The organism is Paenibacillus sp. FSL R7-0333 (genome assembly GCF_038000365.1).
Lineage (GTDB): Bacteria > Bacillota > Bacilli > Paenibacillales > Paenibacillaceae > Paenibacillus_AQ > Paenibacillus_AQ silagei.
Genome location: NZ_JBBOBZ010000001.1, coordinates 7109355 through 7124741, shown reverse-complemented (window position 1 = coordinate 7124741; position 15387 = coordinate 7109355). Strand labels below are relative to the sequence as shown.

The 15387-nt window shown below is 50.9% G+C and carries 14 protein-coding genes and 1 pseudogene; 9 read left to right on the top strand and 6 right to left on the bottom strand.

The window, feature by feature from the left end:
* The first annotated feature begins 44 nt into the window (after positions 1-44).
* Complete coding sequence (locus MKY86_RS30550; protein WP_076080787.1) at positions 45-971, top strand: stalk domain-containing protein; 927 nt, start codon at positions 45-47, stop codon at positions 969-971.
* A 93-nt stretch (positions 972-1064) separates the two neighbouring features.
* On the opposite strand, the pseudogene MKY86_RS30545 reads toward MKY86_RS30550, so the two are convergent.
* A pseudogene (locus MKY86_RS30545) lies at positions 1065-1178 on the bottom strand (helix-turn-helix domain-containing protein); the annotation flags it as partial.
* Between the two features lie 315 nt (positions 1179-1493).
* Here MKY86_RS30545 and MKY86_RS30540 point away from each other — a divergent pair.
* A complete protein-coding gene (locus MKY86_RS30540) occupies positions 1494-1628 on the top strand; it encodes a hypothetical protein (protein ID WP_340827685.1) in 135 nt (44 codons plus the stop codon).
* Between the two features lie 408 nt (positions 1629-2036).
* Here the strand turns inward: MKY86_RS30540 and MKY86_RS30535 are convergent, their stop codons facing one another.
* The gene (locus MKY86_RS30535; protein WP_340827684.1) at positions 2037-2408 is read right to left on the bottom strand and encodes a retropepsin-like aspartic protease; all 372 of its coding nucleotides are present in this window, start codon (positions 2406-2408) and stop codon (positions 2037-2039) included.
* Positions 2409-2416: 8 nt separating this feature from the next.
* Positions 2417-2674 carry a hypothetical protein gene (locus MKY86_RS30530; protein ID WP_076080793.1) on the bottom strand — a complete coding sequence of 86 codons (258 nt, stop codon included), beginning with the start codon at positions 2672-2674 and terminating at the stop codon, positions 2417-2419.
* An 868-nt stretch (positions 2675-3542) separates the two neighbouring features.
* On the opposite strand from MKY86_RS30530, the gene ltrA reads away from it, so the two are divergent.
* Both ltrA and MKY86_RS30520 read left to right on the top strand, forming a co-directional pair.
* Positions 3543-4835, top strand: a complete 1293-nt coding sequence (gene ltrA, locus MKY86_RS30525; protein ID WP_340827682.1) for a group II intron reverse transcriptase/maturase — start codon at positions 3543-3545, stop codon at positions 4833-4835.
* Between the two features lie 346 nt (positions 4836-5181).
* Positions 5182-6741 carry an IS1182 family transposase gene (locus MKY86_RS30520; protein ID WP_340827681.1) on the top strand — a complete coding sequence of 520 codons (1560 nt, stop codon included), beginning with the start codon at positions 5182-5184 and terminating at the stop codon, positions 6739-6741.
* A gap of 72 nt (positions 6742-6813) precedes the next feature.
* Here the strand turns inward: MKY86_RS30520 and MKY86_RS30515 are convergent, their stop codons facing one another.
* Complete coding sequence (locus MKY86_RS30515) at positions 6814-7566, bottom strand: SDR family NAD(P)-dependent oxidoreductase (RefSeq protein WP_076081316.1); 753 nt, start codon at positions 7564-7566, stop codon at positions 6814-6816.
* Positions 7567-7761: 195 nt separating this feature from the next.
* Here MKY86_RS30515 and MKY86_RS30510 point away from each other — a divergent pair, with 195 nt between their 5' ends.
* Positions 7762-8457, top strand: coding sequence for a TetR/AcrR family transcriptional regulator (locus MKY86_RS30510; RefSeq protein WP_340827680.1), 696 nt, complete (start codon positions 7762-7764; stop codon positions 8455-8457).
* The gene (locus MKY86_RS30505) at positions 8454-9200 is read left to right on the top strand and encodes a nucleotidyltransferase family protein (RefSeq protein WP_076081319.1); all 747 of its coding nucleotides are present in this window, start codon (positions 8454-8456) and stop codon (positions 9198-9200) included. Before MKY86_RS30510 ends, MKY86_RS30505 begins: the two co-directional genes overlap by 4 nt.
* A 111-nt stretch (positions 9201-9311) precedes the next feature.
* Here the strand turns inward: MKY86_RS30505 and MKY86_RS30500 are convergent, their stop codons facing one another.
* Positions 9312-10421 carry an NADH:flavin oxidoreductase gene (locus tag MKY86_RS30500; RefSeq protein WP_076081321.1) on the bottom strand — a complete coding sequence of 370 codons (1110 nt, stop codon included), beginning with the start codon at positions 10419-10421 and terminating at the stop codon, positions 9312-9314.
* Between the two features lie 218 nt (positions 10422-10639).
* On the opposite strand from MKY86_RS30500, the gene MKY86_RS30495 reads away from it, so the two are divergent.
* A complete protein-coding gene (locus MKY86_RS30495; RefSeq protein ID WP_076081323.1) occupies positions 10640-11224 on the top strand; it encodes a TetR/AcrR family transcriptional regulator in 585 nt (194 codons plus the stop codon).
* Positions 11225-11361: 137 nt separating this feature from the next.
* On the opposite strand, the gene MKY86_RS30490 is transcribed toward MKY86_RS30495, so the two are convergent.
* Complete coding sequence (locus MKY86_RS30490) at positions 11362-13017, bottom strand: cellulase family glycosylhydrolase (RefSeq protein ID WP_083685435.1); 1656 nt, start codon at positions 13015-13017, stop codon at positions 11362-11364.
* 396 nt (positions 13018-13413) lie between these two features.
* Between MKY86_RS30490 and MKY86_RS30485 the strand changes: the two genes are divergently transcribed.
* Together MKY86_RS30485 and MKY86_RS30480 are read left to right on the top strand one after the other, a co-directional pair.
* Complete coding sequence (locus MKY86_RS30485; RefSeq protein WP_076081326.1) at positions 13414-14106, top strand: response regulator transcription factor; 693 nt, start codon at positions 13414-13416, stop codon at positions 14104-14106.
* Entirely contained in the window at positions 14103-15332 is a 1230-nt protein-coding gene (locus MKY86_RS30480) for a sensor histidine kinase (protein ID WP_076081329.1), read from the top strand. Before MKY86_RS30485 ends, MKY86_RS30480 begins: the two co-directional genes overlap by 4 nt.
* Positions 15333-15387 lie beyond the last annotated feature (55 nt).

The window sequence follows — 15387 nt, the reverse complement described above, 5'->3', positions numbered from 1 at the left end:
TTGCGTCTCTCATATATAGAATGTAAAATTCAGGAGGTTGTATGATGAGGAAGTTGATCCTATGTTCATCTATTGTTCTATGTGCTGCGCTTGTGGCACCAGTAGCACATACGGCGTCTGCAGCAGGCAAGAGTCCCCAAGGAACACAAGTAGTTGTGAATAATAACGATTTAGAGGCCAAAGATATTCTTAACAAGAAGAATCAGGTGTTTTTTAGCCTGACTTCACTCCAAAGCTTAGGCGGGTTAACGTTTGCCTGGAATAATGCGACGAAGCAAGTAACCGTGAAGGGGAGCGGCACGAGTCTGCAGTTGACCATAAATAATAGAACAGCACTGAAAAATGGAGCCTCCGTTTCCTTAAGCGCTGCTCCATTTATTCATAATGGCAAAACCATGATCCCTTTACGTTTTGTTGCCGAAGCGTTGGACGGTTCAGTAATTTGGAATCCAGACACCCAAACGGCATTTGTGTCAAAACCAGGCGCGAAATTGTTGGCTGATGTGAAGAGCAGCGAGTTAAGCACTGCAAGAAATGCTGCGATTAATCTTCCCAGAGTTTCACAGCTCAAGGAGGACTTTGAACCCTCGCTGGAAACCGCCAGTCTCCAATATTATTTTCCGGCGACTACAAAGGACCGGTTCATCGAGGTTAATAATAATGTAATCCGTTACTATCAGTTGACGAAGAACACAGCTTACCTTAAGTGGCAAGCTCTCACTGGCGACAAGGCTGGTAAGCAAGAAAACCTTTATTTCATCAACCGCTCTTTTACGCAGCAGGATGGTTCCTTACCGGATTTTACAGCTACGACATTCGCAAGCTTTCGCTGGATGCCTCATATCACTTCCACTGGGTATAGTTTGATTAATAAGGAGAATTGGAATGAGGTTATTTATAAAGAAGCCGAGGTTCCTCAACCTAAACTGAAGGAAAATTATATTATTGTGGATATTCCAGAGGAACAATGATGTGTAACCCTATGCTGACCGTTCTGGGATTGCCGTGACTCTAGAGAATGTAAGGCTGGGTGTACGTAACCGCCCAGCCAACGTTCAACTTGGCCCACATATGTAACTGTAGTGCAGTGACGCTGCCTCAGCTAGTTGCTCTTGTGTCCATCCTTTGGCCTTTCTGAGTTCACGTATCCGATTTCCTACACATTTTGGTAAATTCATGGTATCACCTCAGGAATACTTATGTCTCAAAAGCTCCTTTAACCTCGCTAACAATCCTCTGCAAAGTGCTGATTTGCTTTACGCTCAACCCGCTGACAATAACCGCATATTCATCAAGGGCTTTCGGTACCGCTTTTGGACATGCAACGTCCGCTTGTCTATTATTTCGGGTTCAGTCATCTGATGCGGGGCAGCGCTTATCAAAAGCAGCAAAAGTATGACGACGCTAGAGAGAGGGTATACCGCTATGCTGAGCTGGGCTGAATGGAGGATTTAGGGGTAGAAGGGGAGGCAATTGCCGAGGAGTTCAGAGGATTGGCACGTGCTAACCTGTATATGGTTGAGATTCTCTCAGGGCAGACTGGACTTCTGGAGGAATATTGCTGTTTCTTGGAGAATAATCCTGAAGAGCTGCTGCCCAATATGGGCTTGATGTCAAAGATCTACTAGACCGCTATGCAGAACAGAGTGAGGGGTTTGGAGCGTACGAGGATAGAGATAACATCTCGCATTATTACTGCTATTGTTATCACTTGGCGTTATTTGAAGCGCTGCGTGAGAGAGTGACGGCAGAAGAGAGCAGAAGGTACGATGGGGTGCTGGCAGAATGTCTGGCGAGGTTGTTCTAGAGCCTTCCTGAGGCGTGAACGTGCAGAGCTATAATTCGGCGTAGCGTGTTGCTGAAGTTGTTTGGGGAGGTTACCGCATCTCCATTCCCATACAAAGAACATACGTTCCTTTAATGCCGAGTATATTGCAAAGCAAAATAGAAGCCTCCTATTGGATAGGGCTTCTATTAAGTAACTCTAAGCGTAGGTATAGCAACAAAAGTTCAGCGTTGTATGATGTTGAAATTGCTCACTCTTTTGCCGCCACTATCAACTCTTTAGAATCAATCACTAACCCGGCAGATTGGATAAAGTCAAAGCCAAGAATACCATCAATCTCCATGCCGTAGTCCATTTCCCCAATTTCTACTTCAAACCCTCCCAGAGATACCTCTCCCGTACTTACAAAATCAAACTGCTTGGAATAGACGACTTCTACTCCGCCTACACCCCTGATTTTGTTCAGAAAGTCGCCAGGTTCAATTTGAACCCCGATGGCATCTACCACATCAGCGTTGAAAATAGTTCCTGCCGAGCCTGTATCCAGCAAGACATTCTTCAAATGAAGCTCTTCACCGTGGTAACAAATGATCACTTCGATAAAAGGCAGCCCGTATCTCACGTCAATCCTCATCTTGGCCCGCGTACCCCCGCCCATTTTTCCCGAAGCTTCAGCTCCTCGCGGGATGTATGAAAAAAGCCGTACTCCCGGTATGGCTGTTCACGATGCAATTCATAGTAGCGTTTCATGGCAACCGTTGAATCGTCGAAACGATCAATGAGAGCCACTTCGTCAATAAGCCAGTACCCGTCTTCCGAACGAGACTTTAACGCCTCACAGACCACCCACTCATCAGGGAACTGCTCGCGGACATCTTCCCATCGCATCCTCATCACCTCCGGATAACCTAACTTGCATCTACTCCCAGTATAGCACAAAAGCCCAACCAGAGAATGTTAAGGCTAGGCTTAAACCCATGATGAACCCCTGTCCATATTAACCATTGTGGTGTTTTATGGACAAGGGGACAAGACCCGTATGGTTGGAATCACCAGACTCTTGCCCCCACATCCCAACACAATGGCGTGTAGCTCGTTTGCGTTTATTATGTTCCGTACATTACTAAACTTGCTTAGGCTTTGCCGGGCGAAGCATGCTGCCGACCAGGGGGCTGTCCCAAAAGCCATGAAATGGCTGCTTGGGACAGCTCTTTATTTTGTAGGCGTGCCCAGAGGCACGCATTATCTAGTTGGTGAAAGTCCAACCAAAGGAGGGACCAAGCTACCTTTGTAGCTAGGATGCTTGCACATGGCGAAATCTGTGTGTAAAAGCGCATCGACAAAAGTACCGGTCAGAGACCGGGCGAGCAACAATTCAGGCCGCAACATCAAGTGAATCCTGCCGCGTCGTCAAAAAGGCCCTGCAAAGGGGAACAGAGGGAGCCGAGTCCCGCTATTATGGACGAAGGCCAAGGAAACTGTGCAGAACTTGGAACAGCAGTGAAGAATCCTCCGGCGTAATGGGAACGGCATGGATTGAAAGATAATGCAGTGAACTGGGGAGACCCTCCCCCACACGGAAGAAATTTTTTTTAGGAACCCGTAAAGAGACGCTCTATAAGTCCAGAAGACGAAGTGAACCGTCTGTGGGAAGGGAGTCCGAGGGGCTTATAGTACCGAAGAACCTAAGGACAACATAACCTTAGGGAGGGAAGGAGCCCTGCTTTGTTTACGCTTTTGGAGGAGGTACGAGTGAGTGAATGCCAAACGGCTAACGACACCCAAGGAAAAAGTTCAAGAACTCCAAGAAAAGCTAGGTCATGCGGCCAAGGAGAACAACAAGCGTAAATTCCACGCCTTGTACGACAAAGTCTACCGGTGGGATGTGCTATGCGAAGCCTGGAAACGGGTGAAAGCGAATAAGGGAGCTGCGGGAGTGGATGCCGTAACGCTCGTTGAAATCGAGAAACAAGGAGTGACGAGATTTCTCAAAAGCTGTGAGCGAGAATTGAAAGAAGGCAGCTACCATCCGCAGCCCGTACGGCGGCACTATATCCCGAAGAAAGATGGGAAGCCAAGACCACTAGGCATCCCTACCGTACGGGACCGAGTCTTACAAATGGCAACCAAACTGGTGATTGAACCCATCTTTGAAGCCGATTTTAAAGAAGTCTCCTTCGGATTTCGTCCAAAACGAAGTGCCAAAGGAGCGCTGGAGCGAATCCGGAAAGCCTGCAACCGCAAAGGAAATTGGGTAGTCGACGTCGATATCCAAGGTTACTTCGACCATATCAATCAAGAGAAACTCATGAAATTGGTACAGATGCGTATCAATGACAGACGGATTCTGAAGCTCATACGGAAGTGGCTTCATGCGGGAGTAATGGAAGAAGGAAAGGTACGGCGCTCCGATCTAGGGACACCCCAAGGTGGTGTCATCTCGCCACTGCTGGCGAATATCTATTTGAACTACTTTGACCGGTTATGGGAGAAACACGGAAGTGGGCTGGGAGAACTGACGAGGTATGCAGACGACTTCGTTGTGGTCTGTAAAACCAAAAAGGATGCGGAACATGCGTATGAACTCATCCGCAACATTATGGAACGTCTGGAACTCACGCTACATCCGACCAAAACCCGCATTGTAGGTCTGTGGACAGGAGACGAAGGCTTCGACTTCTTAGGAATGCACCACCGAAAAACGAAAGCAGAAACCTCTCAAGGGAAGGTGTACTATACCACTCAGCAGTGGCTAACGAAGAAGGCAGAGGAACGCATCCGAGGCGTGGTCAAAGACCGATTAGCACCGCCTGGCATGCGCTGGAAATCGTTTGAGGAACACGTGGAATGGCTCAACCCAAAGATTCAGGGATGGAGAAATTACTATTACACGAACTACAGCCAAAAGAGGTTAGCGAAGCTGGATTGGTATATTCTGCAGCGATTTACCCGGTGGTATGCAAAGAAGAGACAACGGAGGAGATGGATGAGCTCATTCCCGGAGGTCAAGTATATGGCCAATAAGTGTGGATTAAAAACGCTATTGTAATCTGCATGCCCATGAATGACAAACATCGGAAAGCCGTATGAGGGAAAACCTCACGTACGGTTTGATGAGGAGGGGCTGGGTTGTACCAGCCCTTTACTCTAGTCGGATCAACGTGAGCACTTGGGTGGACGCTGCGCGAACGGACCGTTGTTCCAATCGCTGTGGTCTCCAGATTTTTTTCATTCCCCTTAGCGGTGAAAATCCGGAGACCAAGGCGACCGCTGCCGCTTTTACACAATCGTTCCGTCCTCTCCGCTGTTTAAGTGGGAAAAGTTTCTTCAAAAAAAGAAACCTCTCTTTTGTTAAAATGGAGTTACCACACAACCATTTCAAAGGAGAGGTTTCTTTGTACATTCAATATACCATGGACCAACTTTGCTTGCCAATGGATCTGGAAGAAGATATCCCGGAAAATCACCTCGTTCGCGTCGTGAATGCCGCCGTCAATCGGCTGGACAATGCCATTTTTGACGCGGCCTATCCCGGCGGCGGCCGTGACAGCTACCATCCTAAAATGCTCACCAAAGTCATCATCTACGCTTACACTCAGCGAATCTATTCGTCTCGCCAAATCGCCAAAGCGGTCCGGGAGAACATTCCCTTCATGTGGCTGGCCGGACGGCAGCGACCCGACTTCCGCACGCTGAATCGCTTCCGTTCCCAGCGGATGAGAAATGTCCTCGAAACGGTATTTACCGCCGTGCTTCAGTTTCTGGCTAACGAAAAATACGTGTCTCTGGAGCATTATTTTGTGGACGGAACTAAGATCGAGGCGAATGCCAATCGCTACACCTTTGTCTGGAGCAAAGCGGTCAGCAAACACAAAGCGAAACTGCAAGATAAGGTGCAGGCCCTATTCGCTGACATTGAAGCAGCGGAAGAGCAGGAAGAACAAGAGAACCAGGGCAAAGATCTGGCTGAACTCAGCACGGGTTCGGAAATGGACAGTGAGAAACTCGAACAAGCCGTGCAAAAGCTTGAAGCTCAGCTTGCCGAAAAACCGAAAGACAAGCCCCTAAACAAGACGGTTCGGACGTTGCGTAAGGATTTGCTCCCTCGACTGCAGAAGTACGAACAATATCAAAAGCTGCTTGGGGACCGGAACAGTTTCAGCAAGACCGACCCAGAGGCAACGTTTATGCGGATGAAAGAAGATCACATGCGAAATGGCCAACTGAAACCAGGTTATAATCTACAGATCGGGACCGAAAACCAATTTATTTTAACCTACAGTATACATCAAAGACCGGGTGACACCCGCTGTTTAGAACCACATCTGGCAAAAACAAAGCAATTCCTCGGGAAACTTCCAAAGACGGTCATTGCAGATGCCGGCTATGGAAGTGAAGAAAACTACGCCTATCTGGAAAAGAGCGAGATACAGGCCGTCGTGAAATACAGCACCTACCACAAAGAAAAGAGCAAAGCCTGGAAATCCGACGTCGGAAAAATCGAAAACTGGACCTACGACGGATCCGAGGATCGCTGGACGTGTTTAGCTGGACACCCGCTGCATTTCCAACGAGAGAGCAAGGAAACCACAGAGAGTGGATACGAAATTAAGAAGCGTCATTACCAAAGTCAAAGCTGCGGAGGTTGTCCGCTAAAAGAAAACTGCACGAAGGGAAGCGGAAACCGGGAAATCGCAGTCAGTTTGGAGCGGCTTAGATACCAGAAACAGGCGAAAGAAATCCTCCGAAGCGAGGAAGGCTATCTATTGGCCGTACGTCGAATGACGGAGCCGGAAAGTGTATTTGGACAATTAAAGAATAACCGGGGCTTCCGGCGCTTTCTGCTTCGCGGCATGGAAAAAGTGACGCTAGAGGTCGGTTGGCTTTCGCTTGCTCACAACCTGCTGAAGCAAGCAGCGAATGACCAGAAACGCAAGGGAGCGATCCTCCAATAACGGAGAATCGCTCCCTTTCTTACAAATTAATCTTTTAAGAAGGCATGGGATTTTTCCCCACCAGTAGAGTATCTACTTTTGGGACAGCCCCGTCATGAACCGGGAGATCTGGGCACCGAGGTAGTTGCGGAATCCGGGGACAACGTACTGTTTCCCTCTGGCCATAGCGCGCAGTGTAAGGGCCACTACACGCTCCGGTGAGTCCTTCGCGCCGCCGACTGAGGCATCCTCCGTTCCTACCACGTTGAAGAAATCCGTCTCCGTTGAGCCTGGACACAGGGTGAAGAATTGCACGCCGCGGTCACGATTTTCCCAGTAGAGGGCATCGGTGAAGGATAAGACAAAAGCTTTGGTCGCCCCGTAGACCGCCATATAAGGCAGCGGCTGAAAGCCTGCGGTAGACGATACATTGATCACAGCGCCTGCTCCTCTGTGGAGCATCCCAGGCAGGAATAGATGAGTCATATCCACTACAGCAGATACGTTCAGCATGACCTCTTCATGCTGGCGATCGCCGGAGACCTGCTCGAACAGGCCATGAGTGGCGAATCCTGCATTGTTCACCAGCAGATCGATGCTCAGGCCTAACTGCTGGCAGGTCTGATACAGCTCTCCGGCAGCACCTTGAAGCGACAGATCCTGGGGAATCACCCGGCACTGAATTCCATGGCTTCGGGTCAATTCGGCTGCGAGCACATCCATTTTGTCTTTGGATCTGGCTACAAGCACCAGATGGCTGCCTTTCTTGGCGAGTTGTCTGGCGAACTGTTCGCCGATTCCCGAAGAGGCCCCGGTGATTAATGACCATTTCCCTGCAATATTCATGTTTTATTCTCCTTCTGGTACGATGTTTTGTTTTGGAAACATCGTTTCCAATGTGAATCATAGTAACCAAAAGTACGCCTCTGTGTCAATCTGTTTTTTTCGCGTAAGGGTTCAATTGACATCCTATGTTCGAATGTTTAGAATTCCTGTTAGAACCCGGCAACCCTGTTGCTGGTCAACAACATTGATAACCGAATGAAGGTGATTCCTATCCATAACGAAGACAAGTCCTCGCCGTCCACGGGCCGTACCTTAAAAACCTATCAGGAAGCCCGTCTGCAAAATACGGAGAATCTCCGTAAGCTGGTGGTGGATGCCGCCGCAGCCATTCTGCAGGAAGAGGGGCCAGAGGCCGTTACGGTGCGTAAAGTATCGCAAAAGATGGGCTGTTCAACCAAAATTATCTATAGTTTGTTCGTCAATAAAGAGGGTTTGGCCCAGCAATTATATCTGGAGGGCTGCAAGTTGCTGGCCCAGCGTTTTGAAGAGGTGCCGGTTTCATCTGATCTCTTGCACCATCTGCTGGATCTAGGCGAAGCCTTCTGGCAGTTTGGACAGGAGCACAGCAGCTACTACAAGCTGATGTTCGGAGGAGCCTTTGCCGAGTTCAAGCCGGATGCGGAGAGTATGCAGGGAACGCTAACCGCCATACGCCAATTACATGTTCTAATCATTACTGCCCAGCAGCAGGGACTTATTTCGGACCAGGAAGAGACCGGGGCACTTGTCGCCGCCATCTGGTCATCGCTGCACGGTGTAATTCACCTGTATATGGGCGGGTTCCTTGGCGATGCCGATGCCGCCCATACCGTATACAAACAAACCATGGCTATGCTGGCCCGATCCTTGTTTACCGCACCGGAGCCAGGCAGAGGAGAGAGCAAGGGATGATTGCATTAATCTTGGCTGCGGGGTATGCGACCCGCCTGTATCCATTAACGCTAGACACGCCCAAGCCGCTGCTCCCGGTTCAAGGAAGCCGGACGATTCTGGATCTGCTGGCCGCCCGTCTGGAGGTGCTGGAGGAGATCTCGGAGATTCTCATTGTGACGAATGACCGCTTCTTCCAGGCTTTTGAACAGTGGCAGCAGCAGTATAAGGGCATGAAGCCGGTTCGCGTTCTGAACGATGGCACTTCTTCTCCTGAGGGGCGGCTAGGCGCGATTGGCGATATCCAGTTCGTGCTGGAGCGGGAGAAGCCACAGGAGGATCTTCTGGTGCTGGCAGGAGATAATGTGCTGGGCTTTGACCTTGCGGGGTATTTGGACTATTTTCACAAGGTGGATACCGACTGCATTCTGGTGCGGACGGTAAATGATCCGGCAGAGCTGCGCAGTATCGGTGTGGCGGAGCTGGATGCGCAGAATCGGGTCTTGTCCCTCGAGGAAAAGCCGCAGGCGCCCCGCTCGAACATTGGCGTATTCGCGCTGTACATCTACAAACGGTCTACGCTGCCGCTGTTCTCCCGTTATCTGGCTGAGGGGGGCAACCCGGATGCGCCGACTTATTTTCCCGAATGGCTGCATTCCCGCCAGGAGATGCGGGCCTACTATACGGAGGGCACGATAGAGGATGTCGGCACCCCGGAAGCCTATGCGCAGATGCGGGCGAGGCTGGGGGATCAGGCAGAGTGACCTGGGTTAACAATCAAAAAAACGCACGGGTACAGAGAGAATTTCTCATTCCCGTGCGTTTTATTTGGCAGAGAAAGGGTAGTCGAGCGGTTCTTGGAGATTATCTATGATTCAATACAATTGGGCCGCCGCCTCTGGAGTAAAAGCTTGAATCTCTTCCAGCCTGCCCTCACGGATTTTCTTCGCCCATGCCGGATCACCCAGAAGTGCGCGTCCAACCGCTACCAGATCGAACTCCTGGTGGTCCAGCCGCTTCAGCAGCTCCTCTATCCCTTGATGATCTGCTTCCCCGCCTTCAGCGGGATCATTATCCATGCCTACGGAACCAACGGCAATCGTTGTCTTCCCGGTAAGCTTCTTCACCCATCCGGCGAGACCCAGCTCCGAGCCCGCGAATTCCGGGTCCCAGAACCGGCGGGTCGAGATATGGAAGATATCCACCCCTGCCTGTACCAGCACATCCAGGAATTGCTCCAGCTGCTCCGGTGTATCCACCAGCTTCGCCGTGTAATCCGTCATCTTCCACTGGGACAACCGGATGGAAATCGGATAATCCGGTCCGACTGCAGCGCGGACGGCCTGGACAACTTCGGCTGCAAACCGGGTACGCTTCAGGAAATCGCCGCCATAGCGGTCCGTCCGCTGATTGGTTCTTTCCCAGAAGAACTGGTCAATCAACAAGCCGTGGCCGCCGGAGAGCTCTATTCCGTCGAAGCCAGCTTGCTGTGCATTCACTGCCGCATCGGCATAGGCTTGAATGACCCCCGCAATTTCTTCTTCTGTCATCGGCCCGCTTATCTTGTTCCCCTGCATGTCGAGTCCTGATGGCCCGATCGATGGTGAATCCGGGTAAGGCTGGGAACCCATGGGCCGAATCATTCCCATATGTGACAACTGCGGAAAAATGATACCGCCGGCCTCATGAACCGCTCTGACGACTTCACGCCAGCCGTTCAGAGCGGCTTCACCAAAGAGATTAGCCAGTCCCGGATCACTGCTTGCTGCCGGATGGTCAATCATACCAACGGTGATGATTAACCCCACCCCATTCTCAGCACGGCGGCGGTAATACGCTGCCATATCCTCACCCGGTACTCCCTCCGGTGAAAAGGCCCGCGCCATCGGTGACATTACAATACGGTTAGGTATAGTTAATTGTTGAACCGTGTACGGTTCAAATAAGGTCTCCAGTGAGTGGATTTGCTCCTGTTGTTTAGCCATGGTTAACGCCTCCTGTAGGTTGAATGATTATTCTTAAAGCGGGGTATGAATGCAATAGTAACAAGCTCCAGTCCACCCTTCAACCAACAAACTGCGCAAGTTGTTGCTTAAGCTAGAAGCCGGAAAAACTGTCGTATTGGCAGATCCTATTTGTTGTGTACAGAGCACATGTTTATAATAAGAGGATTATAATCTCTTCTGAAAGAGGTGCTCCTTGGATGGCTGGCATACTTCCCCCCAATCCGAACGACCCGCGGGTGATTCGGACCCGTCAATTAATTCTGGATGCCTTCGTCCGGCAATTGAATATCATGGACTTCAACTCGATAACCGTCGGCGACATTACCAAAGCAGCTACGATTAACAGGACCACCTTTTATGCCCATTTCCAGGATAAATATGCGCTGTTCGAAGCCTTTTTGTTAGATGCCTTTACGAATATGGTCCTCCATAAAGTCGATGCCAAAGGACCGTTGACCGAGAAGACGCTTGAAGAGCTGATAGTAGCATTATGTAATTATCATGAAACCAGTCACCGCTGTTTCAAAAGATATGATTCTGTAGCTCTCTTGCTTGAGGAGAATATTAAGCTGCATCTCGAGAAACTTATCCTGCAGCTGATCTCCGGATCAGCTGCGGCTACAGATTCGAAGCCGCTTGCAACTGCCGCCACGCTGCTAAGCTGGTCCTTATATGGCGTAACCTACCGCTGGAATCTGGAGGGAAGATCAGAGTCTTCCTCCGAACTGGCTGAGCGGGTAATGCCGCTGATCACGGGCGGATTTCCCATGAGCCCCCAATGACCAAACACGCAGAGCAGCGATCCTCCAAATGGGAGAATCGCTGCTCTGCTCACTTTTTTGGTTTTAAGAATGAAGAGAACTGCCTTCCTCCGTAGAAAACCTGCTTTTGGGACAGCCTCGTAGCCGTTTCCGCTTGGTTACGGCTCTACCCCGTAAATGAGCGTTCCGTTATGGTAGACTGTGATCCGGTCATTGGCGGTGTAGCTGGTCAGCAGCGGCCGGAAGGAGTAATCGTTGGCCTGGCTGTAATTCGCATAGTTATCCTTGTGAATACGGAACTGGATATCTCCGGTCGAGCCGGAAGCCGCCAGACTGCCCGCCCCGTCCTTGAAGGAGATTTCAGCGTAGGCATCCGCGTTCGGGACCGGGACCGCGAGCGGGACGATGGTGGTCTGGATATTATTTTTGCCTACGACGGCGTAGTCAATCTCCATGGTATGCGCGGAGCTGCCGTCCTGGGTGAACCAGTAACGGATTGTGAATTGGCTTAGCGGGACGGGGACGGTGGAAGTGCTCTTCAGCTGGAGACTGGCCCGGATGGAGCCCACGTTGTTGCCGGTCTCATCACTGCGGTAGAGCGGAGTGGCGGTTACAGGTCCTGTCCCGGGGCCGCCGGGCTCCTCAATAGGAGGGAAGGTGACCGTCTTCATGATCCGGTTCAGCATGAGCTGCTTCGGCCGGTTCCAGGTTGCCCAGTCATCCTGCAGCAGGCCGCCGGTATCCCCGCTGTTGGGGTTCAGTGTCCAGTAGGTCCAGTAGAGATCATTAGTGCCGATGTAATCAACTAATTTATTTTGCCATTTCCCTTCAACCGAGAGGGTGTCCACGCTGCGGCCTCCGAATTCACCCATGATTAGAGGGGCAATGTTCTCTTTGCTGATATAGCCCCAGGTCTGATCCCATATGGCAGGTAGGTTTGCCGGAAAAGCAGGATCGCTGAACCACGGCTGCTCCGCCACCCCGGGACCGTAATCATGCGGAGAATACACTACTTGATTCGGTACCGTAAGCGTTACCGGATAATTCCGCACCCCGGTAAGGTTGCCGCCCCACCAGTACTTGCTGGTGTTACCCTGCACATTCTGCTCGATCCCTTCGACGATGATCAGCCAGTGCGGATTCACCGCAAGGATGGCATTCCCAGCCCGCTGGGCCGCGAGCCGCCAGTCTGTGCTGAGATCACCGGTCCCCCAGCTTGCCGGGCCATGAGGCTCATTATGCAGGTCGGCACCGATTACCGTAGGATTATTCGCATATCTGTTAGCCAGCATCACCCAGTCACTGATCCAGCGGGATTCAGGATATGCAGGGGTATACCAGAGCGTCGACTGCCCGCCGGAATCGGGACGGTGCCGGTCCAGGAAGATTTGAATGCCGCGCTGGCCGGCTTTTTCAATTAAGGTATCCATAATTTCGATGGGAGTCAGACCGGCCAGGTCCGGGTTTTTGGCATAATCAATGCTGTTGGCCTGGGAAGCCGGATCGAACATTTGACTGCTGAACGGCAGGCGAATCAAGTTGTACCCTTCTGCGCGGACCTGATCGAGCACATCATCCATGGAACGCGACCATAATCCGTGCGGGGAATAGTTCGGCGTCTCGAAGCCAAACCAGTTGAGTCCGTTGAACACGGCCGGGTTCCCCTGCGAGTCTACAATCCGGCTGCCCGAGGTGTGATAAAAAAGCTTCGCTGCCCCCTCAGCCTTCACCGGCTGTCCGGCAATAGCGGCTGTACCTGCAAGCAGTGTTAAAGCCAAAAGCATTGTCCCCAGTGTCCTGAAACCAAAGGTCATTCATCTTCCTCCTCGTATATGGTTCTTGATAAAGTCGAACTTTATATCATACGGGTAAAATGAAAACCTATTCATCCCGGACGGGTCTAAATTATGGAAAATTTTTGAATAAACTAGGAAGGGCTGCCGCTGGAGTCACTCTATATGCACCGATGCTGTTACAACAGTAATTGGATAAACAGCACTTAAATCATTCCGATTCCCGTATTCATCAGTTGCTCATAAAGTCCCAGTTTCATACGGCATCTCTTATCGATCTTCACGAATGATATAAACCCTGGGCATAATTATTTCAAAAGCCACTCTATAATAATCATCCAAAATGCATTACCCTATATTCAATGGATGATTGTTTTCACCGGGATGCCCTTATCTGAACATTAAGGAGTACGGACGATGGGAAATCGAATTTTGCTTCTGGAGGACGATATCAGTTTGGTAGACGGATTGAACTATTCGTTAACCCGCAAGGGGTTTGATATGGAGATTGTCCGCACGGTGAAAGAGGCGATGGGCAGGTTGCCCCGGATGGATAGCTATGATCTGCTGATCCTGGATGTCACCTTGCCGGATGGGACGGGCTTTGAGGTTTGTGAGAAGATACGGCGGCAAGGAAACCCCATTCCGATTCTCTTCTTGACCGCTTCCGATGAAGAAGTGAACGTGATCCGCGGTCTGGACAGCGGCGGCGATGATTATGTGATCAAGCCGTTTAGGCTAGGTGAATTGTGCTCGCGCATCCATGCTTTGCTGCGTCGTACCGGCCAAAGCCAGCCTGCTATACTGGAATGCGGCGACATCTCCATTGACCTCATGGCCAGCCGGGTTTCGTTGCGTGGAGTAGCACTGGATTTAACCGGCGCCGAATATCGGCTGATCTGTTTACTGGTGCGTAATGCCAATCGCGTCCTAACACGCAGCGCCATTCTGAATGAGTTGTGGGACAACTCGGGCGACTTTGTGGATGACAATACGCTGTCGGTGTATGTCCGGCGGCTTCGTGAGAAAATCGAGTTGAACCCTTCACGCCCGCAGCATCTCATCACCGTTCGGGGGTTCGGCTATCAATGGAATGAGGCAACGGTATGAAGCTCTTCAGCGATAAACAGGTTAGGCATCTGGGTGTCTTTTTGCTTTTTTCGAGCCTGCTGATTTTCTTGTCAGGCATGGGCTTGGATGCGATCAGGGTAAAGAGCGTGCAGCATTTATTTCTGTCGCATGATCAGGCCATGGCAACCTCACTTTTGGAGCAAGGGGTTGCCCCGGAGGTAATCGCCCAAGCCCTAACCCGCAAGACAAGCAGCCCGGAGGGAACCGCCTTGCTCGCGGCCATTGGCCTATCCGAACAAACCGCTATCCGCTTTCTTCCCAGGGTGGACGAGTACCAGCGGGGCTCCAGGTATGCGGTGTTGCTTACTGCAACGATTCTGTCACTGTTTATTTGTGGGGGAGTCCTTCTGTTCTTATTGCGAAGAGATGGGCTCTATCAGCAAGCAACCAAGGTGATTACCCGCTACACCGAAGGCGATTTCTCGTGCCGTCTGCCACAGATGAGCGAGGGCGCCCTCTATCGGCTTTTTGCCTCTGTCGATCAACTCGCGACCAACCTGCAATCCAAGAATGATGCGGAGCACAAAGCCAAAGTCTTTTTGAAGCATACCCTTTCCGATATCTCCCATCAACTAAAAACTCCACTTGCCGCGCTAACTCTGTACCACGATATCATTGCCGATGAACCGGACAATCGCGACACGGTGACTGAATATACCAACAAGACCGGTTTGGCGCTAAAACGGATGGATCATCTCATCGCGTCCCTGTTAAAAATCACCCGTCTGGATGCGGGAAACGTCGTCTTCGAGAAGGAACGATGCCCGGTATCCGCATTGATCGAACAAGCGATCCATGAACTGACAACGCGGGCGGCCAACGAAGGCAAAGAAATTAGAATCGCGGCATTGCCGGAGGAAGCCATCCTCTGTGACAGGCAGTGGACCAGCGAGGCCATTGGCAATATTGTCAAAAATACATTGGATTATACGGAGTCCGGGGGAACGGTCGATATCTCCTGGAAGCGAACCCCGGCCATGCTCCGCATCTGTATCGCCGATAATGGTGTGGGAATTGCCCCGGAGGATGTCCATCATATTTTCAAACGGTTTTACCGCAGCCAACATTCATTGGATACCCAGGGTGTTGGCCTGGGGCTGTCCCTGACCAAGTCCATCATTGAGGGGCAAGGCGGCATCGTGTCTGTCCAAAGCACCTTGCATGAGGGCACAGCGTTTACGCTGTCCTTTCTTACGGAAATGTAAGCTGGTATTCACCTGATTGTAAGGTGGACCTGCTATTCTTATCCCTAAGGGAGGG